The following is a 24078-nucleotide window of genomic DNA, read 5'->3' as shown; positions in this document are numbered from 1 at the left end:
GTCAGTCTCCGTCCTGCGAGTTGAAGCCGGGGGCGATCCCCATCGGCGCGCCGACCTCGGCCTCGATGGCGGCCTCGACCTCTTTCACGCGCTGTTGCACGATTTCGACCTTCAGCCGCTCGCCGGGATCGTCGACGCTCTGGAAGGACGGATCGGTCACATTCCCAGCCACGTCGCGCAGCCGGAGCAGCGCCGCCTGCGTCTCGGGCAGGTCGTGCCCGGCGAGTAATGTGGCTGTCTCGACCGCCGCCTCGACCGTCACCAGCGCGTCGTGCAGGCTGCGCCCCGAGCGCCATGCCTCGGCCCGTTTCGGACGCGGCCGCTCAAAGGTGCCGAGCGGACGGCCGATGCGGCTGTCACGGGTGAACTCCAGCGAGGACAGGATCTGGGTGTAGACCGCGCGCGTCGCCTCCTCGGGCGAAAGGTAGGTCGCATTGCCGTCCGCGCCGCCCGATGTCAGCGTCCCTGCAAAATCACTCCACGCGGCCCTCAACGCCTTGGCCTGTGCGGCAAGGTCGGCGGAGATCGCCCGCGCGAGGCGGCAGCGATAGTCGTCGCGCCGGTAGTCGCGATAGAGCGGATCGTACATCAGCATTTCCAGCGCGAAGAACCCCCGGCCGGCGACCGAGACCTCGGAGAAGGCCTCGGGGTCCGAGACAGCCGGCGCCTCGTCCCGGACAAGCGCACCGATCGTCCGCTGCGTGAAGCCCCGGTCATCGGGCCAGAAGGCGATGGAAATCGCCGCGTGTTCCGTCGGCCCGAGCCTCAGGTCGCCGATCCGCAGCCATGCGTCGAAAGCCGCGTGAAACGGCACCCGGAGCGCGGGGGCCCGGCAGTCGGTATCGGCCGCCAGTTCCAGCGCCGTCGTCTGCTCGACAAAGGCGGAGAGGCCGGGACGGATATGATCGGTGACCACTTCCTCGACACCGGCGGTGACGGGGGTCGCGAGAAGGACGAGGGCGAAGGCGAGACGCATCACAGGGACTCCAGGAATCGTATCAGGGCGGCGCGGTCAGGCTTGGGCATGGCGACAACGGCGTCGCGCATCGGCTGCGCCTCGCCCCCGTGCCACAGGATCGCTTCCAGCAGCGACCGCGCCCGACCGTCATGCAGGAACTCGGTGTGGCCGCTGACCAGCTTCGTCATGCCGATCCCCCACAGCGGCGCGGTGCGCCATTCGGTACCGGTGGCGCGACCTTCGGGGCGGTGATCGGCCAGCCCCTCGCCCATGTCATGCAGCAGCATGTCGGTATAGGGCCAGATCAGCTGGAACGACTGCTCGGGCTGATCCTCCAGCCGATGCGTTACGAACTTGGGGGTGTGGCAGGAGGTGCAGCCGGTGGAATAGAAGACCTCCTTGCCGCGAAGGACTTCCGGGTCGGCTTCGTCCCGCCGTGCCGGCACGGCAAGGTTGCGGGAATAGAAGGTCACGAGGTCCAGCCCCGCCTGCCCGATCTCGACCCCCTCGGCATCCGCGCCGTCCGGGGCCGCGCGGCAGGCCTCCTGCGCGGGGCGGCATTCGCCCGCGCCGTCCGGGAAGAGCGGCGAGGAAATCCCGATGTCCCCGGCAAAGGCCGCGGCCGACTGGTGCCGGATCGTCGGCGCGCCCGCCTTGTGGCCGAACCGGCCGAGCATCGGGACGCCGTATTCGATCGACGGCACGATGTTGGCCCGCCCGCTGATCCCGTCGCCATCCGCATCCTCCGGATCAGCCAGCGCAAGGATGTCCGCGGCCGGGATCGCTTCCAGCAACCCGAGCCCGATCATCTGCGGCGCAACGCGGGGCGACAGCATCGCCTGCGGGTGCAGCGGGCCGTATCCGAGGTCCTCGGCCGCGTAGGTCGGTTTGCGCAGCGTGGCGACCTCGCCATCCGACAGCGGGACCTCGATCTCCTCGTAGCTCACGGACAGGCGATACTCGGCCGGCACCCCCGCCGTGCCGAAATCCTGAAGCTGCTGGCCGTAAACCGGGTCCGGCAGGGTGGCGAGCCAGCCCTCGATGCCGTCGGGGTCGGGCCCGCCGGGGATCGAGATGCGCAGGAACATCGACACCGCGTTGTCTTCGGGCCCCTCGGGCACATGCCCGCGCCCGTCCTTGAAGTGGCAGTTCTGGCAGCCACGCGCGTTGTAAAGCGGGCCCAGCCCGTCCGACGCCAGCGTCGAGGACGGGGCGGAGACCCAGATCTTGCGGAACAGGCCGTTGCCGACCTTGAAGTCCAGTTCCCGCTCGAAGCTGATGTTGCCCGACGGCTGGGAAAAGGCATCAGCATTGGTCCGGGCCCGCACCGTGGCGGCACCGCCCGGATTGGTCTCGAATGTCTCCGCACTGGTGAAATCCGTCGTGGGACGGGTCACTGCGTGGATGCGGGCGGTTTCCTCCGCCGTTCGGGGGATGGCGGACAGGTGAAGGTCCGCCAGATCGCCCGCCGCAAGCGGACCGGCCACGAGGCCGGTCAGCGCAGCGAGAAGGAGCTTATTCGGCCTCGTCCATCGGCGAGGCATTGAGCAGCGCATATTTCTCCGCTCCGAGTCGTTCATGCAATTCGATCTGGGTCTCGAGAAAGTCGATGTGCCCTTCCTCGTCCGCCAGCAGTTCCTCGAACAGGTGCATCGTCACGTAGTCACCCGCCGAGGCGCAGTATTCCCTTGCTTCCTTGTAGAGCGCCCGCGCCTCCTGTTCGGCGGCCAGGTCCGACTCCAGCGTCTCGAGCGGGGTCTGGCCGATTCTCAGCGGGTCGAGCTTCTGCAGGTTCGGATGCCCGCCGAGAAAGATCACCCGAGCGATCAGCTTGTCCGCATGGTGCATCTCCTCGATGCTCTCCTCGCGGCTTTTCTTGGCCATCTTGCCAAGTCCCCAGTCTTCCTGAAGGCGGAAGTGCAGCCAGTACTGGCTGACCGCCGTCAGCTCTGACCGGATGGCACTGTTGAGGTATTCAATGACTTTCGCGTCGCCTTTCATGACGGGTTCCCTGTGTTGTGTCGCGGCGCTTGCGCAGACCGCGAAGTTGCATGGGTACTTCCATACTTGCGCTTTGACGCATGGTTGCCAAGAACAGCGGCATGCAAGATCCGCAATCCGGCGTTTTTCCGAGCGCGCGATAGACCTTGCCGGGGGTCACGATGGTCTGGGGATCGGCGGCGCGCATCCAGTCGATGGCGTTGTGCACATCGCGGTCGGTGATGGCCTGACAGTGGCATACGATCATCCGGGGATCCTCCGCTTTCGCCGGTCCGGCGGGTTGCGGATTTTCTGACTGTTTCACTAGGCAAAGTCAATCCGACAAAATTGGTAGGACATTTGGACGCATAGTATCGAGGCGCCGTGGCCCCGACTCGGAGGCCGGATTGCACGCAGAGGTTGACTTGCAATCGCCCTCACCGGCCAGATCAGGCAGGCAACGCAGGCACACCGCGATGATCCCGCCAGACACTTGGTTCAACTTGTTCAAGGCGCCCTTTTCGGGCGACGTGACCCAGCGGATCGAACCGCGCCTGTTCTCGCCCGACATCGCGGGCGTGCCGGAGATCGAGGAACACATCCACCGCGACGTGGCCAGCTACGGCACCCAGCTGGGCAAGATCCTGGAAGCTTTGCAGACCCTTTCGGTGGCGACGGGCACGCCCCTGCCAGAGATCGACGACCTTGTGCGGAAAGTCGAAGTGGCCAAGACCGAGACTTCCGAGGCGCTGCGCGAACGGGCCGTGCAGGCGCTCGAGCGGCTCAGGCAGGCGGACCCGGCGGCCCATGCGGCGCTGATGGCCGCACCGCCCGATCCCTCAGACCAGCCCTAGCTTCTCCAGCAGCATGCCAAGCGCCGCGCGGTCGGCATCGTCCATCGGCGCGGTGCGCGCGCGGAACAGCGTCGCCTGACTGCGCAGGACCGGCCCGTCGGACAGGGGCCGCAGGTGGTTCGCGCGCAGCGTCTCACCGGTCGAGGTGATGTCGGCCACCGCTTCGGCGGTCTCGTTCTTCACCGTGCCCTCGGTCGCGCCCTGGCTGTCGACCAGCTGGTAGTCGGCCACGCCGAATTCACGCAGGTGATCGCGGATCAGCCGGTGATACTTGGTCGCGATCCGCATCCGGAACCCGTGGTGACGGCGGAAGGCCGCGGCGGCGGCGTCCAGATCCTCCAGCGTCTCGACATCGACCCAGCAGTCGGGGACCGCGATGATCAGGTCCGCGTGGCCGAAACCCATCTCGGCCAGCAGTTCGACCTGCATGTCCCAGCGGGCCAGCTTCTCGCGCACCAGGTCCAGCCCGGTGACACCCAGGTGGATCCGCCCCGCCGCCAGTTCGCGCGGGATTTCGCCCGCCGACAGCAGCACCAGTTCCACGCCCTCGGCCCCCTCGACCTTCCCGGCATATTCCCGGTCCGACCCGGCGCGGCCGAGCGTGACGCCACGCGCACCGAACCAGTCGAAGGTCTTCTCCATCAGCCGCCCTTTGGATGGCACGCCCAGCTTGACGGTCATGCGAGCCCCCCGAGATCCAGCACGAGGCCCGGACGGATCACGCCGCCGACCGCCGGGATTTCCCGGCCGCGCCCCAGCACGCGGGTCAGCGCATCGTAGCGGCCGCCGGTGGCGACGGGCGGCAGGTCGGGCCGCGTTTCGGCGTAGAAGCCGAAGACGAAGCCGTCGTAATATTCCATGTGCGTGCGGCCATAGCTCGCCTCGAAATCGAGCGCGTCCACATCCACCCCCCGCGCGGAAAGCGCGTCGGCGCGGGCGGCCAGCCGGTCGAGCGCGGGATTGATCCACGGCAGGTCCACGGCGATGTCGCGCAGGTGCTCCAGCGCGAAGGGCATCTTTTCCCGCACGGCCAGCAGCGCGTCGATCAGGTCGACCACGTGGGTCGGGATCGGATCGGCGGCAGCTTCCTCGCGCAGGCTCTGCAGCCGCTCCTCGACCTCGGCACGGCGGCGCAGGCCGATCTCGGGCCCGGATCCGGCAAAGGGATCGGCGGCGGCCAGCAGCGCGGCGCGCGCGTCGTCGGCGGGCGGGGTCGAGAACCGGTCGAGCAGGGTGCGGAACCGGCGCGGCCGCCAGATGTGCCGCATCAGGGCGCGCTTGCGCTTGTCGCTGGCATTCAGCCCGGCGACCAGCGCAGTCAGGATGCCGATATCGCCCGTGGCGGCGCGCAGGTTCAGCGGCGCGAGGATGCGCTGGAACAGCGCGAAGACCTCGGCATCCGCATCCGGCGGGTTGGCCCCATCAAACACCTCGAACCCGGCCTGCAGGTATTCGTTGGCGCGGTCCTCGTCCTCTTCCTGACGGCGGAAGACCTCGCCCGCATAGCAGTAGCGCGCGGGCTCGGCGCCGCCGTCCATGTGCATCTGCACGACCGGGACGGTGAAGTCCGGGCGCAGCATCTGTTCGCCGCGCAGGGCGTCCGAAGTGACATAGGCGCGGGCGCGGATGTCCTCGCCGTAAAGGTCAAGCAAGGTTTCGGCGGGTTGCAGGATCCCGGCCTCGATGGCCACGGCGCCCTCGGCCTCGAACAGCGCGCGCAGGCGCAGCGCCTCGGCGCGGGTCGCGCGGCGGGTGGCGTCGGTCGCGGCGTAGAATGGACGGGCGTCGGTCATGACAGTGCCCATGTCCGGAGGTCGTAACCGCCCGGTGCGCGCAGCGGACCGGGCAGCGCCCGCCCGCCCCCCAGGCGGGCGCTTTCAGCGCCCACCACGGGCGGACGCTGCCCTATGTCCCGCTCAATCCACATGATGCTCACCCCTGCCCCGCAAGGATTTCCCGCAGCTTGGCGACCATCTCGCCACGCGGCACCTCGAACTGCGAGGGGCGTTCCTTCCATTCCTCCAGCGTCGCGTTCTGCGCGATCTGCGCGCCGAGGATCAGGTCCTTGATCTGCACCACACCGCGCGCCTTCTCGTCCGCGCCCTCGATGACGGCGGCGGGGGAATTACGCTTGTCCGCGTATTTCAGCTGGTTACCGAAGTTCTTGGGGTTGCCCAGATAGACCTCGGCCCGGATACCCGCCGCGCGGATCTCGGACACCATCGTCATGTAGTCGCCCATCCGGTCGCGATCCATCACGGTCACCACCACCGGCCCGTGGCTGTCCCCGCCGATCCGCCCCTTCTCGCGCAGCGCCGCCAACAGGCGGTCCACGCCGATGGAGACGCCCGTCGCGGGAACCGACTGGCCGGTGAAACGCTTCACGAGGTCATCGTAACGCCCGCCACCCGCCACGCTGCCGAACTGGCGCTTGCGGCCCTTCTCGTCGAGGATCTCGAAGGTCAGTTCCGCCTCGAAGACAGGCCCGGTGTAATAACCGAGGCCACGCACGACCGAAGGGTCGATGACGATGCGGTCGGCCGCGTAGCCCTGCGCGTCGAGGAGGTCCGCGATCTGTTCCAGCTCGTCCACGCCTTCGGCCCCTATAGCCGAGCCGCCAACGGCTGCGCGCAGGTTCGCAAGCGTCGCCGCCGCGCTGTCGCCCTTGGACGTCAGGAAGGCGATCACCGGCTCGGCCTGCGCCTCGCTCAGCCCCACCCCGTCGATATAGGCGCCGGAGGCGTCCAGCCGTCCCTTGCCGAGCAGCTCGCGCACCCCGGCCTCGCCGACCTTGTCGAACTTGTCGATGGTCCGCAGGACGTCCGCCGCCTGTCCTTCGTCGGTGACGCCCATGGCCTCCAGCACGCCGTTCAGTACCTTCCGGTTGTTCACCCGGATCAGGTAGTCGCCGCGCGGAATCCCGACCTCTTCCAGACAGTCCGCCAGCATCGCGCAGATCTCGGCATCCGCCGCGGGCGACGCCGTGCCGACCGTATCCGCATCGCACTGGTAGAACTGCCGGAACCGCCCCGGCCCCGGCTTCTCGTTCCGCCAGACGGGCCCCATGGCGAAGCGCCGGTAGGGCGTCGGCAGGTCGTTGCGGTGCTGGGCATAGACGCGGGCCAGCGGCGCGGTCAGGTCATAGCGCAGCGCCAGCCAGTCGCCCGGCTTCGCCTCCGGGCCGTCGCCGGCCTCCTGCCATGCGAAGACGCCCTCGTTCGGACGGTCCACGTCCGGCAGGAATTTCCCGAGCGCCTCGACCGTCTCGACCGCGCTGCTTTCCAGCGCCTCGAACCCGTAGCGATGGTAGACCCCGGCGATCTTCGACAGCATGTCGCCGCGTTCGGTCACCTCGGTGCCGAAGTAGTCGCGGAACCCTTTCGGCGTTTCCGCCTTGGGGCGCGGGGATTTCTTGTCCTTGGCCATGTCTTACCACCCGGTCTGGCTTCGCGGCGGGGTCTAGCCCAAGGGGTCGGGGCAGGCAAGCAATGCCGCACCATGCGCAAGCGGTTTCGACTTTCCTTTCCCTATGCTAACTGTAAGGAAACATTCTGAGCGTCATATGCGTTGACGAGTTTAAGGGTGCAGTGTGGACGCCCGACGTGTGGAGTGGGGATGCAGCATATCGAGGAAAAGCTCGCGCATATGGAGCGGGTGGTCGAGGATCTGTCGGACGTCATAGCCCGACAGCAGGCCGAGATCGGAATACTTTCCCGCCGCGTCCAGTTGCTGATGGAGCGTGAGGCTGAACGGGAATCGGAAGCCGGAGCTTCGGTGACCCTGTCCGATCAGAGACCACCGCACTGGTAGCATTGGGTGTTCACGGCGACTGAAGTTCGAACGCCTCGACCTTGCCGTCGTGCAGCAGGACGTTCGTCCAGCGCGACCGGTCACTGAAGCTCTCGTACATCGTCAGAAACACCGTGCCGCGTTCCAGCTGCGCAACCCGCGACCCGCAGGGCGTGCCGCTGACAACGCCGCAGACCCGCGCCTTGACGATCTCATAGGCCTTGTCCACCCGGCCCCATGCCCCGTCGCCCGATCCGGTCGAGTAGCGCATCAGTTCGTGCATCTGCACGCCGCCGAACACGCCGAGTGCCCCGATCACCTGACGCGGGCAGCCGTCGGAGAAGCCGGTGACGTAGAAGGCGTGCGGGGCCGCGTTGCCCGGTTCGGAATCGTACAGCCGGTATTTCGGAAAGCGCGAGGGATAGGATTCGACCTGCCTGCCCATCTCGCCGCGCCCGACGCCACATTCCTTGACCACGGTGCCGAACGCAGCCGGTCCGGCCTCCGCCATTTCGGACGCAGCCGCCCCGCCACCGCCGCGAAACAGACCGAAGAACCCGCCACCGGACGCCGCAGCGACCTCGACCGTGTCGTCCCCGGCCTCCGCCTCGGGCGTGGCCGCGGCGGAGCCGTCCGCTCCGGCGCTGGCGTCGTCACGCTTGAACAGACCGAGCAGCCCGCCCGGACGCGCCGCATCTTGCGCGGCGTCCGAAACCACCGACACGCTCGCCTGATCCTCCGGCAGATCGACCTCGGACAGCCGGGTGACGTTGTCCAGCGGCCCGCCGCAACCGGCGGCGAACAGGCAGAGTGTGACGACGGCTGCCGCTCTGAACATGCAGGATCCTCCACGGGGCTTTCCCGGCATGTGTATACAAAGGGTTAAACTATAGTCCACCGCATACGGTCGCGTCCGGGCCCCGCAGGCTTTCCGCCGCCTAGAGGTCCTCGACCGCCATCACCCCGCCGAGGCTCTTGATCGCGCCCTTGATCTGCGGGGTCACCGGGAACTCGACCCCGGTGTCGATTTCCACCTCGCCCGGCAGGTCGTCCTTCATCAGGCAGAACCAGATCGGCCCGCGCGCGGCGGTCTTCACCGTCTCGGCCGCGCCCTGCAGCACCGAGGCGACGGCGGGGATCGACGCCTCGTCCTCGATGTAGATCTTCAACCCGGCCGTCCCGGCATCCGCCACAACCGCGTCGATCGGCGACACGCCCCGCGCCAGCAGCTTGAGCTGGTCGCTCTCCATCGTCGCCTCGACCGTCAGCACGACCTTCGATCCGTTTTCCAGATGATCGCGGCTGGCCTCCAGCGTGTCCGAGAAGATCGTGACCTCGTAGGCCCCCGTCGGATCGGACAGCTGCGCAAAGGCGAACCGGTTGCCGCGCGCCGATTTCCGTTCCTGCCGCCCGGCGACGACACCCGCGATCCGTGCGACGCAGGCACCCTTCTCCTGCGCCTGCTTCGTCACCTCGTCCAGCGTCAGCACCGGGTTCGCATGACCGCGCCCGACCCGTTTCAGCGGCGCCATGTAATCGTCCAGCGGATGGCCCGACAGGTAAAAGCCGACGGCCTTGAACTCCTCCGCCAGCCCCTCGGCCGGAAGCCAGTTGCCGACCGGCGACAGCCGCGGTTCGGGCAGGTCATCGCCCGCCTCACCGAACAGCGACACCTGGTTCGAGGTCTTCTGCTCCCAGATCGCCGTGGAATAGGCGACCAGCGCATCGAGGCTGTCAAACACCCGCCGCCGGTTCGGGTCGAGCACGTCGAACGCCCCCGCCCGCGCCATCATCTCCAGCGGGCGCTTGCCGATCTTCTTCATCTCCACCCGCCGGGCGAAGTCGTAGAGGTTGACGAAGGGCTTGTCCCGCCCGTCGACCCTGCGCCCCTCGACCACCAGCCGCATCGCCTCCACGCCCACGTTCTTGAGCGCGCCGAGCGCATAGACCAGCGCCCCGTCCACCACCTTGAACGTCGCGTCCGAGCGGTTCACGCAGGGCGGCACCCATGGCAGGGCCAGCGCCTTCTTCACCTCTTCGAAATAGGTGGCGAGCTTGTCGGTCAGGTGGATATCGCAGTTCATGACACCCGCCATGAACTCCACCGGGTGGTTCGCCTTGAGCCATGCGGTCTGGTAGCTGACGACCGCATAGGCGGCGGCGTGCGACTTGTTGAAGCCGTAGTTGGCGAATTTCTCAAGCAGGTCAAAGACCTCGGAGGCCTTCTTCTTCTCGACCCCGTTCTCGGCCGCGCCCTTCTCGAACTTGGGCCGTTCGGCGTCCATCGCCTCCTTGATCTTCTTGCCCATGGCGCGGCGCAGCAGGTCGGCGCCGCCGAGGCTGTAGCCCGCCATGACCTGCGCGATCTGCATCACCTGTTCCTGGTAGACGATGATGCCCTGCGTCTCTTCCAGAATGTGGTCGATCAGCGGATGCACGGATTCGCGCTCGCGCAGCCCGTTCTTGACCTCGCAATAGACCGGGATGTTCTCCATCGGACCGGGGCGATAGAGCGCCACCAGCGCCACGATGTCCTCGATGCAGGTCGGTTTCATGCGCTTGAGCGCATCCATCATCCCCGAGCTTTCCACCTGGAACACTGCGACCGTCTTGGCCTTGGCGTATAGCTCGTAGGTCTTCTCGTCATCCAGCGGGATCAGGTTGATCTGGTTCTCCGCTCCATCCGCCGGCTCGTAAAGCTGGGTGCCGTCGGCGGCGGTGTGCAGGTCGCGCCCGCCGGCATGGATCTGCTCGATGGCGTTCTGGATGACGGTCAGGGTCTTGAGGCCGAGGAAGTCGAACTTCACCAGCCCCGCCTGCTCGACCCATTTCATGTTGAACTGGGTCGCCGGCATGTCCGAGCGCGGGTCCTGATAGAGCGGCACCAGCCGGTCCAGCGGCCGGTCCCCGATCACCACGCCCGCCGCGTGGGTCGAGGCGTTGCGCAGCAGCCCCTCAACCTGCATGCCGTATTCCAGCAGGCGGTTCACGACCTCCTCGTTCTTCGCCTCCTGCCGCAGACGTTCCTCCTGCGCCAGCGCCTGTTCGATGCTGACGGGCTTGACCCCCTCGACCGGGATCATCTTGGACAGGCGGTCGACCTGGCCATACGGCATCTGCAGCACGCGCCCGATGTCGCGCACCGCGGCCTTGGACAGCAACGCACCGAAGGTGATGATCTGCCCCACCTTGTCGCGGCCGTATTTCTCCTGCACGTAACGGATCGTCTCCTCGCGCCGGTCCATGCAGAAGTCGATGTCGAAGTCGGGCATGCTGACCCGTTCGGGGTTCAGGAACCGTTCGAACAGCAGCGAATAGCGCAGCGGGTCGAGGTCGGTGATCGTCAGCGCATAGGCCACGAGACTGCCCGCGCCGGAACCACGCCCCGGCCCGACCGGGATATCGTTGTCCTTGGACCACTGGATGAAGTCGGCCACGATCAGGAAGTAGCCGGGAAAGCCCATGCCCTCGATGATCCCCAGCTCGAAATCCAGCCGTTTCTGGTAGTCCTCGACCGAGACCGCATGCGGGATCACCGCCAGACGCTTCTGCAGCCCCTCGTTCGCCATGCGGCGCAGCTCGGCCACCTCGTCGTTGGCGAACTTCGGCAGGATCGGATCGCGCGTCTCGGCCTTGTAGGCGCAGCGTTTCGCGATCTCGACCGTGTTCTCCACGGCCTCGGGCAGATCGGCGAAGAGCGTCACCATCTCCTGCTGCGACTTGAAGTAATGCTGCGGCGTCAGGCGGCGGCGCGGCGCGGACTGGTCGACATAGGCGCCCTCGGCGATGCAGATCAGCGCGTCATGCGCCTCGTACATCTTCTGGTCGGGGAAATAGACGTCGTTGGTCGCGACCAGCGGCAGGTCCATGGCATAGGCCATCTCGACGAAGCCGCGCTCGGTGATCCGCTCCTTGCCGGGCAGCCCGCCCTCGCCCGGATGCCGCTGCAACTCGACATAGAGCCGGTCGCCGTAGATCGCCGCCAGCCGCTCCATCAGCTCCTGCGCGGCGGGGCGCTGGCCTGCCTGCAGCAACATGCCGACCGGCCCGTCCGGCCCGCCGCTGAGACAGATCAGCCCCTCGGCATGGGCCTCCAGTTCGCCGATCGTGACATGCGGCACCTCGCCCCGTTTCTCGACGTAGAGACAGGTCGACAGCTGCATCAGGTTGGCATAGCCCGCTTCGTCCTGCGCCAGCAGGACCACCGGCGCGGGGGGCTTGGGCTGCTGGCCCGGCACCACCGGCAGATAGGCGACATCGACCTGGCAGCCGATGATCGGCTGAACCCCCGCGCCCGAGGCGGCGACGGAAAACTCCAGCGCGCAGAACATGGAATTGGTGTCGGTCACCGCGACCGCCGGCATCTCCATCTTCTCGCAGAGGCCCGGCAGCTTCTTCAGCCGCACGGCGCCCTCCAGCAGGGAATATTCGGTATGGGTGCGGAGGTGGATGAATCGGGGGCTGCTCATGCCCCATGTCTAGCGCCCCTCCCCGCCTCCTGCCACCACTCCTTGCAGCCCCGGACCGCGCGCCGGGCCCTGACGCGCCCGGCTCGCAGGGCACAGGTCCCCTGCTTCTTCTGGTTCCAAATACCTTCGGGGGGGGTCGCGGGCACAGCCCGCGACGGGGGGCAGACAGCCCCCCTTCACCCTCTCCGCCAGGCGCCGACCCTGCCGCTTTCGCGGGCGCCCCCGCATGAAGCCCGCAACGGAACCGCAGGAAATGCTTGCCAAATGCGCACTTCACCGTTTTGCTCAAGAAAACAGCACACCCGCCCCGCTCTATGCCGCATCGGGAGGGGCGCCACGGGTGCAACAGGGTAAGGCGGCGGACAGACCACATGAAGCTCTCCTTTCTCTTGAACGGAGACCGCGTCGAGCTGGAGCGCATTTCGCCCCAGATGACGCTGCTCGACTACCTGCGGATCGACCGCGGGCTCACCGGCACCAAGGAAGGCTGCAACGAAGGCGACTGCGGCGCCTGCACCGTCATGGTGCGCGACGGCACGGGCCGCAAGGCGCTGAACGCCTGCATCCTGCTGATGCCCCAGTTGCACGGCAAGGAGGTGACGACGGTCGAGGGCCTCTCCGCCCCCGACGGCGCGCTGCATCCGGTGCAGCAGGCGATGGTCGATCACCATGGCTCGCAATGCGGCTTCTGCACGCCGGGCATCGTCATGTCGCTCGCCACGGCCCATGCGACGGGCGAGAAGGACTACGATTCGGTCCTCGCCGGCAACCTCTGCCGCTGCACCGGCTACGCCCCGATCATCCGTGCCGCCCAGGCGGCGGCGGGCGGCGACGTGCCCGGCCATCTGGCCCCGGTCGACCTGCCCGACAGCGCGGCCGAGGACGACCTGACCGGCGGCGCGGCGGCCGTCATCGACAGCGCCGACGCGCTGGCCGACTGGTGCCTCGCCCATCCCGACGGGCGGCTGATCGGCGGCGCGACGGATGTCGGCCTCTGGGTCACCAAGCGGCTGGACGACCTGGGCCCCGTGGCCTTCGTCGGCCGGGCCGGGGACATGCGCCAGATCACCATGACGCCGCAGTGCACCAAGATCGGCGCGGCGGTCACGATCACCGAGCTGACGCGCGCCATGATCCCGCTGCACCCGGACCTCTCGGCCATGCTGTCGCGGTTCGGGTCGGTGCAGGTCCGCAACGCCGCCACCATCGGCGGCAACATCGCCAACGGCTCGCCCATCGGGGACGCCCCGCCCGCGTTGATCGCGCTCGGCGCCACGTTGCAGCTGCGCCGGGGAGCGGAACGGCGGACGATCCCGCTCGAGGATTTCTTCCTCGACTACGGCAAGCAGGACCGCGCGCCCGGCGAATTCGTCGAGGCGGTGATCGTCCCGCGTCAGCCCGACCGGCTGGCCTGCTACAAGATCTCCAAACGGTTCGATCAGGACATCAGCGCGCTCTGCGGCTGCTTCAACGTTCAGGTGTCCGAGGGCCGTGTCACCTCGGCGCGCATCGCCTTCGGCGGCATGGCCGGCATTCCCAAACGGGCCGCGGCAGTCGAGGCCGCGCTGACCGGCAAACCCTGGAACGACGAAACCATCGCCGCCGCCTGGGGCGCGTGGGACCAGGATTTCAACCCGATGAGCGACATGCGCGCCTCGGCCGCCTACCGGCTGGAAACGGCACGCAACATGCTGGTGCGCTACTACCTCGAGGATCTCGGCGCCAAGACCCGCGTGCGGGAGGTCTCGGCATGAGCGTCACACAGTCCCTGCCCCACGACAGCGCGACGCTGCATGTCACGGGCCGCGCCAACTACGTCGACGACATTCCCGCCCCGCCGGGTGCGCTGCACCTCGCCTTCGGCCTCAGCGAAGTCGCGAAGGGGCGCATCCTGTCGATGGACCTCGCCGCCGTCCGCGCCGCGCCGGGCGTGGTGGACGTGCTGACCGCCCCGGACCTGCCATTCGCCAACGACGTCTCGCCCTCGGCTCATGACGAACCGCTGCTGTCGGACGGCACGGTGCATTACCTCGGCCAGCCGCTGTTTCTGGTGGTCGCCACCTCGCACCTTGCCGCGAGGAAGGCCGCCCGCCTCGGCAAGGTCGAGATCGCGGCGGAGACCCCGATCCTGACGATCGAAGAGGCGATGGCCGCCAATTCGCGGTTCGAGGAAGGCCCGCGCATCTACGAAAAGGGCGATGCCGCCGCCGCCATCGCCGCCGCGCCGCATGTGGTCGAAGGCACGATGGAGATCGGCGGGCAGGAGCATTTCTACCTCGAAGGCCAGGCCGCCATGGCGCAGGCGCAGGACGACGGCGGCATGGTGGTCTGGTCCTCGACCCAGCACCCGACCGAGATCCAGCACAAGGTGGCCGAGGCGCTCGGCCAGCCGATGCACGGCGTCAAGGTCGAGATGCGCCGCATGGGCGGCGGCTTCGGCGGCAAGGAAAGCCAGGGCAATGCGCTGGCAGTGGCCTGCGCCGTGGTCTCGGCCCGGACCGGCCGCGCCTGCCGGATGCGCTATGACCGCGACGACGACATGGTCGTGACTGGCAAGCGGCACGATTTCCGTATCACCTATCGCGCGGGCTTCGACGGCCGGGGCCAAATCGCGGGGGTGGAGTTCCTGCAACTCGCCCGCTGTGGCTGGGCGCAGGACCTGTCGCTGCCGGTCGCGGACCGGGCGATGCTGCATGCCGACAACGCCTACGACCTGCCCGCCTGCCGGATCGAGAGCCATCGTTTGAAGACCAACACCCAGAGCGCCACCGCCTTCCGCGGCTTCGGCGGGCCGCAGGGGATGGTGGGGATCGAGCGGGTGGTGGATCACATCGCGCATGTCCTCGGGGTCGACCCGCTGGAGGTGCGGCGGGTGAACTATTACGCCGATATGCTTGATGACACAGCAGAAGGGGGGCTGTCTGCCCCCCGTCCCGGCGATGCCGGGACTCCCCCCGAGAGTTTGTCGGGCCAGATGAAGCCTGCGGCGGATGCGCATCAGGACCTCGCCTCGCGCGGGGCGGTCGGGGCCGTAGCGCCGGGCGGCGTGCCCGCCGCGCCGTCCGGAGCGCAGACGACGCCCTACGGGATGGCGGTCGAGGATTTCGTGCTGAACGGGCTGACGGACCGTCTGCTGGAGACCTCGGACTATGCCGCGCGACGGGCGGCGGTGACGGCATGGAACGACAGCCAGCCGATCCTGAAACGCGGGCTGGCGATGACGCCGGTGAAGTTCGGGATCTCGTTCACGCTGACCCACCTGAACCAGGCCGGGGCGCTGGTCCATGTCTACCAGGACGGGTCCGTGTCGATGAACCATGGCGGGACCGAGATGGGCCAGGGCCTGAACCGCAAGGTCCAGCAGGTCGCGGCGCAGGTCTTTGGCATCTCGTCGGACGTGGTGCGGATCACGGCGACGGACACGACAAAGGTGCCCAACACCTCGGCTACAGCCGCATCCTCGGGGTCCGACCTGAACGGCATGGCGGTGCAGGCCGCCTGCGAGACGATCAGGGACCGGATGGCCGGGATCATCGGCCAGCTGCACCAGGTGCCGGCGGCCGAGGTGATCTTCCGCGGCGGCGAGGTGATCGCCGGGGCGGAGGCCATGAGCTTTGCCGATGCGGCAAAGCTCGCCTACGAGAACCGGGTCAGCCTGTCGTCCACCGGCTACTACCGGACGCCCGAAGTCGCGTGGGACCGGATCGCGGGCAAGGGGCGGCCGTTTTACTACTTCGCCTATGGCGCCGCCGTCACCGAGGTGGTGATCGACACGCTGTCGGGCGAATACCGCATCCTCCGGACCGACATCCTGCATGACGCGGGGCGCAGCCTGAACCCGGCCATCGACATCGGCCAGATCGAGGGCGGCTACGTTCAAGGCGCGGGCTGGCTGACGACCGAGGAACTGGTCTGGGACGACAAGGGCCGTCTCAGGACGCACGCGCCGTCGACCTACAAGATCCCCGCCTGCGGCGACCGGCCCGACATCTTCCGCGTCGACCTCTGGGACCGTCCGAACCGCGCGGCGACGGTGCACCGGTCCAAGGCAGTCGGCGAGCCGCCGTTCATGCTGGGGATCTCGGCCTTCCTCGCCCTGTCCGACGCGATCGCGGCCTGCGGCACCGGCTACCCGGCGCTGGACGCGCCCGCGACGCCGGAGCGGGTGCTGGCCGCCGTGATGCGGGTGCGCGATGGCGTTTGAGCTGGACCTCCTCCGCCGCCGGGTGGCCGCCGAGGGCCGCGTCGTCCGCGTGGTCATCGCCGAGGTGCGCGGGTCCTCTCCGCGCGAACCCGGCGCCGCGATGATCGTCGGGCCCGCCGGGACGGACGGCACCATCGGCGGCGGTGCGCTGGAATTCGAGGCGATGCGGGATGCGGCTGACGTGACGGCCCCGCGGGTGGTGCGCCGGGCGCTCGGGCCGGAACTGGGCCAGTGCTGCGGCGGGTCGGTGACGCTGGTCTACGAGCCGGTGGATGCGGAGGTTCTGAACCGGATCGAGGGCGCGGCCTACTGCCGCCAGGTGTCCGTGCAGGCGGGCGAGATGCCCCTGTCGATGCGCCGAGCGCTGGCGGCGATGCGGTCCGAGGGGCGGGACGCGCCTGTGCTCTGCGAGGGCGGCTGGCTGTTGGAACCTGTGGCGGGCGCGCGGCGTGACCTCTGGATCTGGGGCGCGGGCCATGTCGGCCGGGCGCTGGTGTCGGTGCTGGCCCCCCTGCCCGATGTCGCGATCACCTGGGTGGATACGGCGGCCTCGCGGTTTCCGGACGCGGTGCCCGCAGGGGTCGAGATGGTACCGGCCGCGGACCCGGCGCTGCTGGCGGCCCATGCGCCCGAGACGGCGGAGCATCTGATCCTGACCTATTCGCATGCCATCGACCTTGCGCTCTGCGACGCGCTGCTGACGCGCGGCTTCGCAAGGGCGGGGCTGATCGGGTCGGCGACCAAGTGGGCGCGGTTCCGCAAGCGGCTGGCCGGGATGGGGCATCCGGACGCCCGGATTTCGCGCATCGACTGCCCGATCGGGGATCCGGCACTGGGCAAACATCCGCAGGCGATTGCCGTCGGCGTCGCGGCGCGGCTATTGATGGTGGGGACGCGGCAAGAGACCGCGAGGGACATAAGCGCGTGACGGGGACGGATATACTGCTTTCCATCCGGGGGCTGACCAAGGCCTATCCGGGTGTCGTGGCCAACAGCGACGTGTCGTTCGACATCGGCCGGGGCGAGGTTCACGCCCTGCTGGGCGAGAACGGCGCGGGCAAGTCGACTCTGGTTAAGATGATCTACGGGCTGGTCAAGCCGGATTCGGGCGAGATGACCCTGAACGGCTTACCCTATGCCCCGGCTGAGCCGCAGGCGGCACGGGCGGCGGGCGTGGCGATGGTGTTCCAGCACTTCTCGCTGTTCGACGCGCTGAACGTGGCCGAGAACATCGCGCTCGGGATGGCCGATCCGCCCAAGATGCGCGACCTCGCCACCCGTATCCGGGATGTCTCGGAACAGTATGGCCTGCCGCTCGACCCCTACCGCACCGTGGGCGACCTGAGCGCCGGCGAGCGCCAGCGGGTCGAGATCGTGCGCTGCCTGCTGCAGGATCCGAAGCTGCTGATCATGGACGAACCGACGAGCGTTCTGACGCCGCAGGAGGTGGAGATCCTCTTCGCCACCCTGCGCAAGCTGTCGGCGGAGGGGACGGCGATCCTCTACATCTCGCACAAGCTGGAGGAGATCCGCGCGCTCTGCGACGAGGCGACGATCCTGCGGCTCGGCAAGAAGGTGGCGACCTGCACGCCGCGCGACACCACGGCGCGCGAGATGGCGGAACTGATGGTCGGCTCGGAGTTGCACGTCCCGGAACGGGCGGGCAAGGCGCCGGGCGCGGTGCGGCTGGCGCTGAACGGGCTTTCCGTGCGCTCGCCGTCGGAATTCGGAACCTCGCTCAAGGACATCACGCTGGAGGTCCGCAGCGGCGAGGTGCTGGGGCTGGCCGGTGTCGCGGGGAACGGGCAGGACGAACTGCTGGCGGCGCTGTCGGGCGAGATCACCGGCGCGCGCGGGATGGTGGTGCTGGATGGCACCGAGATCGGGAACACGGGGCCGAACGTGCGTCGGCGCATGGGGCTGCTGACCGCGCCCGAGGAACGGCTGGGCCATGCCGCCGCGCCGGACATGAGCCTGACCGAGAACGCCCTGCTGACCGGCGCCGAGCGCGAGGGGCTGGTGTCGAACGGGTTCCTCAAGTGGGGCAAGGCGCGGGACTTCGCCAAGGCGATCATCGAGCGGTTCGATGTCCGGACGCCGGGCACCGAGAACGCGGCGCGGTCGCTGTCGGGCGGCAACCTGCAGAAGTTTGTCATCGGACGCGAGGTGCTGCAACGGCCCGAGGTGCTGGTGGTGAACCAGCCGACATGGGGCGTGGACGCGGCTGCGGCGGCGGTCATCCGGCAGGCCATCCTCGACCTGGCCGAGGGCGGGACGGCGGTGATCGTGATCTCGCAGGATCTGGACGAGTTGATGGAGGTCTCCGACCGCTTCGCCGCGCTGAACGAGGGGCGGCTGAGCGAGGTGGTGCCAGCCAAGGGCCTGACGGTCGAGCAGATCGGCCTGATGATGGGCGGATCGCACGGGATGGAGGTGGCGCATGTGTGATCATCTTCCCGTAGGGTGCGTGCTCGCACGCACCGCCAGACGAACGTCACCCAGGCTCGGTGCGTGCGAGCACGCACCCTACGACGGGAGGTGCCGTCATGCTGAGGCTTGAGAAACGGCGCCAGCCCTCTCGGGTCTGGGCATGGGCGACGCCGCTGGTGGCGGTGTTGGCGACGGTGATCTTCGGTGGACTGCTGTTCGCGGCGCTCGGCAAGGACCCGGTGACGGCGATCCGAACGATCTTCTACGACCCGCTGCTTGGGGAACATGCGTTCTATTACCGCCCGCAGCTGCTGGTGAAGGCCGCGCCGCTGGTGCTGATCGCCATCGGCCTCAGCCTCGGGTTCAGGGCGGGGATCTGGAACATCGGGGCCGAGGGGCAGTACATCATCGGTGCCCTGACGGGCGCGGGATGTGCGCTGGCCTTCTATCCGCTGGAGGCCGTCTGGCTGTTCCCGCTGATGATCCTGTGCGGCGCGCTCGGCGGGTTCATCTGGGCCATGATCCCGGCCCTGCTGAAGGTGAAGTTCGGCACCAACGAGATCCTCGTCAGCCTGATGCTGGTCTACGTGGCCGAGCAATTGCTGGCGTCCATGTCCCTGGGATTGCTGAAGAACCCGCAGGGCTTCGGCTTTCCGGGCAGCCGGAATCTGCAGCAATACGAAAGTGCGCATAACGCCGAGATCATCGCGGGCACCGGGATGCACTGGGGCGTGGCGACGGCCTTCATCATGGTGATCCTCGCCTACGTCCTGCTGAACCGGCACATGCTGGGCTTTCACATCCGTCTGACCGGCGAAGCCCCGCGCGCCGCGAAGTTCGCAGGCGTCGTGCCGGCGCGGCTGATCATCTTCTGCCTCGGCGCCTCCGGAGCATTGGCCGGGCTGGCCGGGATGTTCGAGGTCTCGGGCCCCGCGGGTCAGGTCAGCATCGACTTCAACGTCGGCTACGGGTTCACCGCGATCATCGTGGCCTTCCTCGGGCGGCTGCATCCGGTGGGCATTCTGCTGGCGGGGCTGCTGATGGCCCTGACCTATATCGGCGGCGAGATCGCGCAGTCCGGGCTGGGCCTGCCTGCGGCGGCCATCCAGGTGTTCCAGGGAATGCTGCTGTTCTTCCTGCTCGCGGTGGACGTCATGACGAATTACCGCATCCGGATCGGCGGAGGGCCCAAAGCGTGAATTGCCAGAATCCCGTTTTCGCTTATTCTGACCCCATTGTTCATACTTTTGGGGAATTTTCCTATGAAGACGATACTGACTGGCGCGCTCAGCGCCATTTGCATGACGATTGCCGCAACCGGGGTAACGGCGCAGACACTCCAGCCGCCACAGCAACAGCAGCCGGGGACCATGTCGCCCGCCGGAACGTGGTATTGCGAGATGGGGTTCCAGAACACCGCGCCGGGGGTCAATCCGAACCCGGTCATGATGCAGTTCCAGATGATGCTGTATCAGAACGGCGGCGCGCAGGGACAAGGCGTGCAGGGCGCCAGTTCCGGGCAGTTCCAGTTCCAGTTCCAGGGCCGCTGGTCCGCGCAAGGCCAGATGGTCGTGGTCGAGGGACAGCAGAGCGGCGGACTGGCCTTCGGGCCCTCGCAGTTCTTCTTCCAGTCCAAGATGCAGAGCAACCAGAACATGGCGTTCACGCATCGCTACCAGAACCAGCAGATGCAGGTCTACGCCTCGCAATGCGTGCGGCAGGCCTGACGCCCGCCGCTGACCCCGAGGAGGACGCGGCATGGATCTGAGCGCGATCAACCCCGTCCTTCTCATCGCCTCGCTCATGGTGGCCGCGACGCCGATCCTGCTGGCCGGGATCGGCGAGCTGGTCGTCGAACGGGCCGGTGTCCTGAACCTCGGGGTCGAGGGGATGATGATCACCGGCGCGATCTGCGGCTTCGCGATCGCCGTCAACACCGGGTCGCCCTTCGCGGGCTTCGTCGCCGCCGCCGTTGGCGGGGCGGCGCTGTCGCTGCTCTTTGCCCTGCTGACGCAGGTCGCGCTGGCCAACCAGGTGGCGAGCGGCCTGGCCCTGACGCTGTTCGGGCTGGGGCTGTCCTCCCTGCTTGGGCAGGGCTATGTCGGGATCAAGCCGCCCGCGACCGGACGGCTGGAGATCCCGGTGCTGAGCGACCTGCCCTTCGTCGGGCGTATCCTGTTCGGGCATGACCTGATGGTCTATTTCGGGATCGCCGTCGTCGCGGTGGTCTGGGCGTTCCTGAAGTTCACCCGCGCGGGGCTGATCCTGCGGGCGGTCGGCGAAAGCCACGATGCGGCGCATGCGCTCGGCTACAAGGTCAAGCGGGTGCGGGTCATGGCGATCATGTTCGGCGGCGCCTGCGCCGGTCTGGGCGGCGCCTACATCAGCCTTGTCCGGGTGCCGCAATGGACCGAGGGCATGACCGCGGGCGCGGGCTGGATCGCTCTGGCGCTGGTGGTCTTCGCCTCGTGGAAGCCCTGGCGCGTCCTGCTGGGTGCCTATTTGTTCGGCGGTGTCACCGTGTTGCAGCTTAATCTGCAGGCGGCGGGGCTTGCCATTCCTGTCGAATATCTTTCCATGTCTCCCTACCTGATCACCATCCTCGTGCTGGTCATCATGTCGGCGGACAAGAGCCGGGCGCCGGCCTCACTCGGCCGGATATTCCACGCCTCGCAATAGTGCGACATGACCCGCGCCAGACTGAACGCCATTCTCGAAGGAAGCGACGCCACTTGGGGACCCCTCGCACAGAAGATCATCGGCGGTGCGATCATCCTGTCGGCGGTCGTGATCACGCTGGAGTCGCTGCCCGAGGTAAAGGGCCATTACGCGGGCTTTCTGGCCATTGCGGAATACGTATTCCTCGCCATGTTCCTCGCCGAATTCGTGTTTCGGCTGATCTCGGCGCCGGAACCGTTGCGGTATCTCTTCAGCTTCTGGGGCGTGGTGGATTTCCTCGCCTGCATTCCCGCGCTGCTGCTGGTCTGGCCGGATCTGCAATCGCTGCGGGTCATCCGGCTGTTCCGCCTGCTGCGCGTGCTGAAACTGCTGCGGCTCGGCCATGCCTTCGACCGGCTCTCGGCGGCGGTTCTGACCGTCCGGCACGAGATCCTCGCCGTTCTGATGGTCGCCGTGCTGATGCTTTATCTCGCGGCGGTCGGGATCTACCATTTCGAACGGAATGCGCAGCCCGAGGCCTTCACCTCGATCCCGGAAAGCCTGTGGTGGGCGCTCGCGACGCTGACGACCGTGGGCTACGGCGACGTCTATCCCGTCACGGCGGGGGGACGGATCTTCACCGGGCTGGTGCTGCTGATCGGGCTCGGCATCGTGGCGCTGCCGACCGGACTTCTGACTTCGGCGCTGCTGTCGCCGAAGCGGGACACAAAGACTGAACAAGACACTCATCAAGGAAGGGAAGACCCATGAAGATGAACAAGAGAACGTTCCTCGCCGGCACCGCCGCCGCGATGGCGCTGAGCGCCGGCGGCATGGCCCGTGCGGCCAGCCACGGCGAAAAGCTGAAGGTCGGCTTCGTCTATGTCGGCCCCGTTGGCGACGGCGGCTGGACCTATGAACACGATCAGGGCCGCAAGGCCGTCGAGGCCGAGTTCGGCGACATGGTCGAGACGACCTATGTCGAGAACGTGCCCGAGGGCCCGGACGCCGAGCGCGTGATGACCCAGATGGCGCTTGGCGGCGCCAAGCTGATCTTCACCACCTCGTTCGGCTACATGGACCAGACGATCAACGTGGCCAAGAAGTTCCCGGACGTGAAGTTCGAGCACGCCACCGGCTACAAGACCGCCGAGAACGTCGGCACCTACTCCGCCCGCTTCTACGAAGGCCGCGCGGTGCAGGGCACGATCGCCGGGCACATGACCCAGTCGAACAAGATCGGCTACATCGGCTCCTACCCGATCCCCGAAGTGATCCGCGGCATCAACTCGGCCTACATCCACGCCAAGAAGGTGAACCCGGATGTCGAGTTCAAGATCGTCTGGGCCTTCACATGGTTCGACCCGGCGAAAGAGGCCGACGCGGCCAAGGTGCTGATCGAACAGGGCTGTGACGTCGTGCTGCAGCACACCGACTCCACCGCGCCGCAGGCGGCGGCCGAGGCGGCGGGCAACGTCTATACCTTCGGTCAGGCCTCCGACATGGCCGAGTTCGCGCCCAAGCCGCGCATCAGCTCGATCATCGACAACTGGGCGCCCTACTACATCGAGCAGACCCGCGCGGTCATGGAAGGCACGTGGAAGTCCGAGATGACCTGGGACGGCATCGGTGCCGGCATGGTCGGCATCGGCGAGATCACCGACGCGGTCCCCGCCGAGGTGAAGGCCGAGGCTCTGGCGCTGAAAGACGCAATCGCGTCGGGCGAATACCACCCCTTCACCGGCCCGCTGAAGAAGCAGGACGGCTCCGACTGGCTGGCCGAGGGCGAGACCGCCGACGACGGCACGCTGGCCGGCATGAACTTCTACGTCGAAGGGCTGGAAGGCGAGATCCCGCAGTAAGCGGGTCCGGCGCGGGCTGGTCCCGCGCCGCGTGACGATCATTGCGGGCGGTCCCAACCGGGCCGCCCGTTTTCGTTTCCCATGCCGCCTCAGCCGGGCAGCGTCACCACCAGCGGCCCGCGATCCGTGGCGACGACCGTGTGTTCATACTGGACCACGGGCGCGGCGGGTGTGCTGTAGAGCGTCCACTCGTCGCCGTCCCGCGTTTCGGCCCAGATGCCGCCGGTGGACAGGAACGGCTCCACCGTCATCACCAGCCCGCGATTGATCCGTCGCCGGTCGGATCGCGTGGGCCAGGTCGCGATTTCCTCGGGATATTCATGCAGCGCCCGCCCCACGCCGTGGCTGGCGAGGTTGCGGATCAGCGTATAGCCGCGCGCCTCCGCAAAGCGCCCGATCGCCTGCCCGATGCCCGCCAGCGGCCGTCCGGCGCGGACCTGTGCGATGCCGATCTGAGCCGCCCGCCGCCCGTCCCGGCACAGCCGGTCGAGCGAGGGGCGCACCGGTCCCACCCGGAACGTCGCGCCGGTGTCAGCGAAGAATCCGTCCTTCGACGCCGAGACGTCGATATTCAGCAAGTCCCCCGCGGCGATCACCCGGTCGCCGGGAATGCCGTGCGCGATCTCTTCGTTCACGCTGATGCAGGTCGCGCCCGGAAAGTCATAGGTCGACTGCGGCGCCGACACCGCGCCGGCCCGGTCCAGCAGGTCGCGCCCGATCCCGTCCAGTTCGCCCGTCGTCATCCCAGGCTCGACCGCCGCGGCCATCGACTGCATCGTGGCGGCGACGATCCGGCCGATCGCCTTGAGCCCGTCCAGTTCGTCTTCGTTGGTGATCGTCATCCACGCGTCCTTTGCAACCTTGCCCCTCCTAC

General features: G+C 67.8%; 21 protein-coding genes. 11 read left to right on the top strand and 10 right to left on the bottom strand.

Features of this window, described 5'->3' with window-relative positions; all coding sequences use genetic code 11:
- Position 1 precedes the first annotated feature (1 nt).
- Genes ATO6_RS13200 through ATO6_RS13185 form a run of 4 tightly spaced genes read right to left on the bottom strand, consistent with a single transcriptional unit; the run spans position 2 to position 3206 of the window.
- Entirely contained in the window at positions 2-976 is a 975-nt protein-coding gene (locus tag ATO6_RS13200) for an imelysin family protein (RefSeq protein ID WP_088624474.1), read from the bottom strand.
- Positions 976-2502: a di-heme oxidoredictase family protein gene (locus tag ATO6_RS13195; RefSeq protein WP_254919148.1), complete on the bottom strand. Its 1527-nt coding sequence runs from the start codon at positions 2500-2502 to the stop codon at positions 976-978. Before ATO6_RS13195 ends, ATO6_RS13200 begins: the two co-directional genes overlap by 1 nt.
- Positions 2474-2959, bottom strand: a complete 486-nt coding sequence (gene bfr, locus ATO6_RS13190; protein ID WP_088624472.1) for a bacterioferritin — start codon at positions 2957-2959, stop codon at positions 2474-2476. The genes ATO6_RS13195 and bfr overlap by 29 nt, the downstream gene beginning before the upstream one ends.
- Positions 2934-3206, bottom strand: coding sequence for a bacterioferritin-associated ferredoxin (locus ATO6_RS13185; RefSeq protein WP_088624471.1), 273 nt, complete (start codon positions 3204-3206; stop codon positions 2934-2936). The genes bfr and ATO6_RS13185 overlap by 26 nt, the downstream gene beginning before the upstream one ends.
- Positions 3207-3414: 208 nt before the next feature.
- On the opposite strand from ATO6_RS13185, the gene ATO6_RS13180 reads away from it, so the two are divergent.
- A complete protein-coding gene (locus ATO6_RS13180; RefSeq protein WP_088624470.1) occupies positions 3415-3792 on the top strand; it encodes a hypothetical protein in 378 nt (125 codons plus the stop codon).
- Here ATO6_RS13180 and hisG read toward each other — a convergent pair.
- The 3 genes from hisG to hisS all read right to left on the bottom strand — a co-directional run bounded on the left by hisG (position 3778) and on the right by hisS (position 7218).
- Positions 3778-4473 (bottom strand): ATP phosphoribosyltransferase, encoded by a 696-nt coding sequence (hisG, locus tag ATO6_RS13175; RefSeq protein ID WP_088624469.1) that lies wholly within the window; start codon positions 4471-4473, stop codon positions 3778-3780. The genes ATO6_RS13180 and hisG overlap by 15 nt on opposite strands.
- The gene (locus tag ATO6_RS13170; RefSeq protein ID WP_088624547.1) at positions 4470-5585 is read right to left on the bottom strand and encodes an ATP phosphoribosyltransferase regulatory subunit; all 1116 of its coding nucleotides are present in this window, start codon (positions 5583-5585) and stop codon (positions 4470-4472) included. Before ATO6_RS13170 ends, hisG begins: the two co-directional genes overlap by 4 nt.
- Positions 5586-5724: 139 nt before the next feature.
- The gene (gene hisS / locus ATO6_RS13165; protein ID WP_088624468.1) at positions 5725-7218 is read right to left on the bottom strand and encodes a histidine--tRNA ligase; all 1494 of its coding nucleotides are present in this window, start codon (positions 7216-7218) and stop codon (positions 5725-5727) included.
- Between the two features lie 189 nt (positions 7219-7407).
- On the opposite strand from hisS, the gene ATO6_RS13160 reads away from it, so the two are divergent.
- Positions 7408-7602, top strand: coding sequence for a SlyX family protein (locus ATO6_RS13160; RefSeq protein WP_088624467.1), 195 nt, complete (start codon positions 7408-7410; stop codon positions 7600-7602).
- A 10-nt stretch (positions 7603-7612) separates the two neighbouring features.
- On the opposite strand, the gene ATO6_RS13155 is transcribed toward ATO6_RS13160, so the two are convergent.
- Both ATO6_RS13155 and dnaE read right to left on the bottom strand, forming a co-directional pair.
- Positions 7613-8419, bottom strand: coding sequence for a hypothetical protein (locus ATO6_RS13155; protein WP_088624466.1), 807 nt, complete (start codon positions 8417-8419; stop codon positions 7613-7615).
- A gap of 100 nt (positions 8420-8519) precedes the next feature.
- Positions 8520-12050, bottom strand: a complete 3531-nt coding sequence (gene dnaE / locus ATO6_RS13150) for a DNA polymerase III subunit alpha (protein WP_088624465.1) — start codon at positions 12048-12050, stop codon at positions 8520-8522.
- Positions 12051-12421: 371 nt separating this feature from the next.
- Between dnaE and xdhA the strand changes: the two genes are divergently transcribed.
- The 9 genes from xdhA to ATO6_RS13105 all read left to right on the top strand — a co-directional run bounded on the left by xdhA (position 12422) and on the right by ATO6_RS13105 (position 23204).
- Positions 12422-13804, top strand: coding sequence for a xanthine dehydrogenase small subunit (gene xdhA / locus ATO6_RS13145; RefSeq protein WP_088624464.1), 1383 nt, complete (start codon positions 12422-12424; stop codon positions 13802-13804).
- Positions 13801-16254 carry a xanthine dehydrogenase molybdopterin binding subunit gene (gene xdhB / locus ATO6_RS13140; RefSeq protein ID WP_088624463.1) on the top strand — a complete coding sequence of 818 codons (2454 nt, stop codon included), beginning with the start codon at positions 13801-13803 and terminating at the stop codon, positions 16252-16254. The genes xdhA and xdhB overlap by 4 nt, the downstream gene beginning before the upstream one ends.
- Entirely contained in the window at positions 16244-17182 is a 939-nt protein-coding gene (xdhC, locus tag ATO6_RS13135) for a xanthine dehydrogenase accessory protein XdhC (RefSeq protein ID WP_088624462.1), read from the top strand. The genes xdhB and xdhC overlap by 11 nt, the downstream gene beginning before the upstream one ends.
- The gene (locus ATO6_RS13130; RefSeq protein ID WP_088624461.1) at positions 17179-18702 is read left to right on the top strand and encodes an ABC transporter ATP-binding protein; all 1524 of its coding nucleotides are present in this window, start codon (positions 17179-17181) and stop codon (positions 18700-18702) included. The genes xdhC and ATO6_RS13130 overlap by 4 nt, the downstream gene beginning before the upstream one ends.
- A 98-nt stretch (positions 18703-18800) precedes the next feature.
- Positions 18801-19883 (top strand): ABC transporter permease, encoded by a 1083-nt coding sequence (locus ATO6_RS13125; protein WP_088624460.1) that lies wholly within the window; start codon positions 18801-18803, stop codon positions 19881-19883.
- Between the two features lie 63 nt (positions 19884-19946).
- Complete coding sequence (locus ATO6_RS13120; RefSeq protein WP_088624459.1) at positions 19947-20411, top strand: hypothetical protein; 465 nt, start codon at positions 19947-19949, stop codon at positions 20409-20411.
- A gap of 31 nt (positions 20412-20442) precedes the next feature.
- Entirely contained in the window at positions 20443-21363 is a 921-nt protein-coding gene (locus ATO6_RS13115; protein ID WP_088624458.1) for an ABC transporter permease, read from the top strand.
- A 6-nt stretch (positions 21364-21369) separates the two neighbouring features.
- A complete protein-coding gene (locus ATO6_RS13110) occupies positions 21370-22113 on the top strand; it encodes an ion transporter (RefSeq protein ID WP_088624457.1) in 744 nt (247 codons plus the stop codon).
- Positions 22110-23204, top strand: coding sequence for a BMP family ABC transporter substrate-binding protein (locus ATO6_RS13105; RefSeq protein ID WP_088624456.1), 1095 nt, complete (start codon positions 22110-22112; stop codon positions 23202-23204). The genes ATO6_RS13110 and ATO6_RS13105 overlap by 4 nt, the downstream gene beginning before the upstream one ends.
- Before the next feature lie 89 nt (positions 23205-23293).
- On the opposite strand, the gene map is transcribed toward ATO6_RS13105, so the two are convergent.
- Positions 23294-24046, bottom strand: coding sequence for a type I methionyl aminopeptidase (gene map, locus ATO6_RS13100; RefSeq protein ID WP_088624455.1), 753 nt, complete (start codon positions 24044-24046; stop codon positions 23294-23296).
- Positions 24047-24078: the final 32 nt, after the last annotated feature.

Source organism: Oceanicola sp. 22II-s10i, assembly GCF_002210105.1.
In the GTDB taxonomy this organism is placed as follows: domain Bacteria; phylum Pseudomonadota; class Alphaproteobacteria; order Rhodobacterales; family Rhodobacteraceae; genus Pseudooceanicola.
Note: the sequence above shows the minus strand (reverse complement) of the source record. Positions and strands in the feature narration are given on the sequence as shown.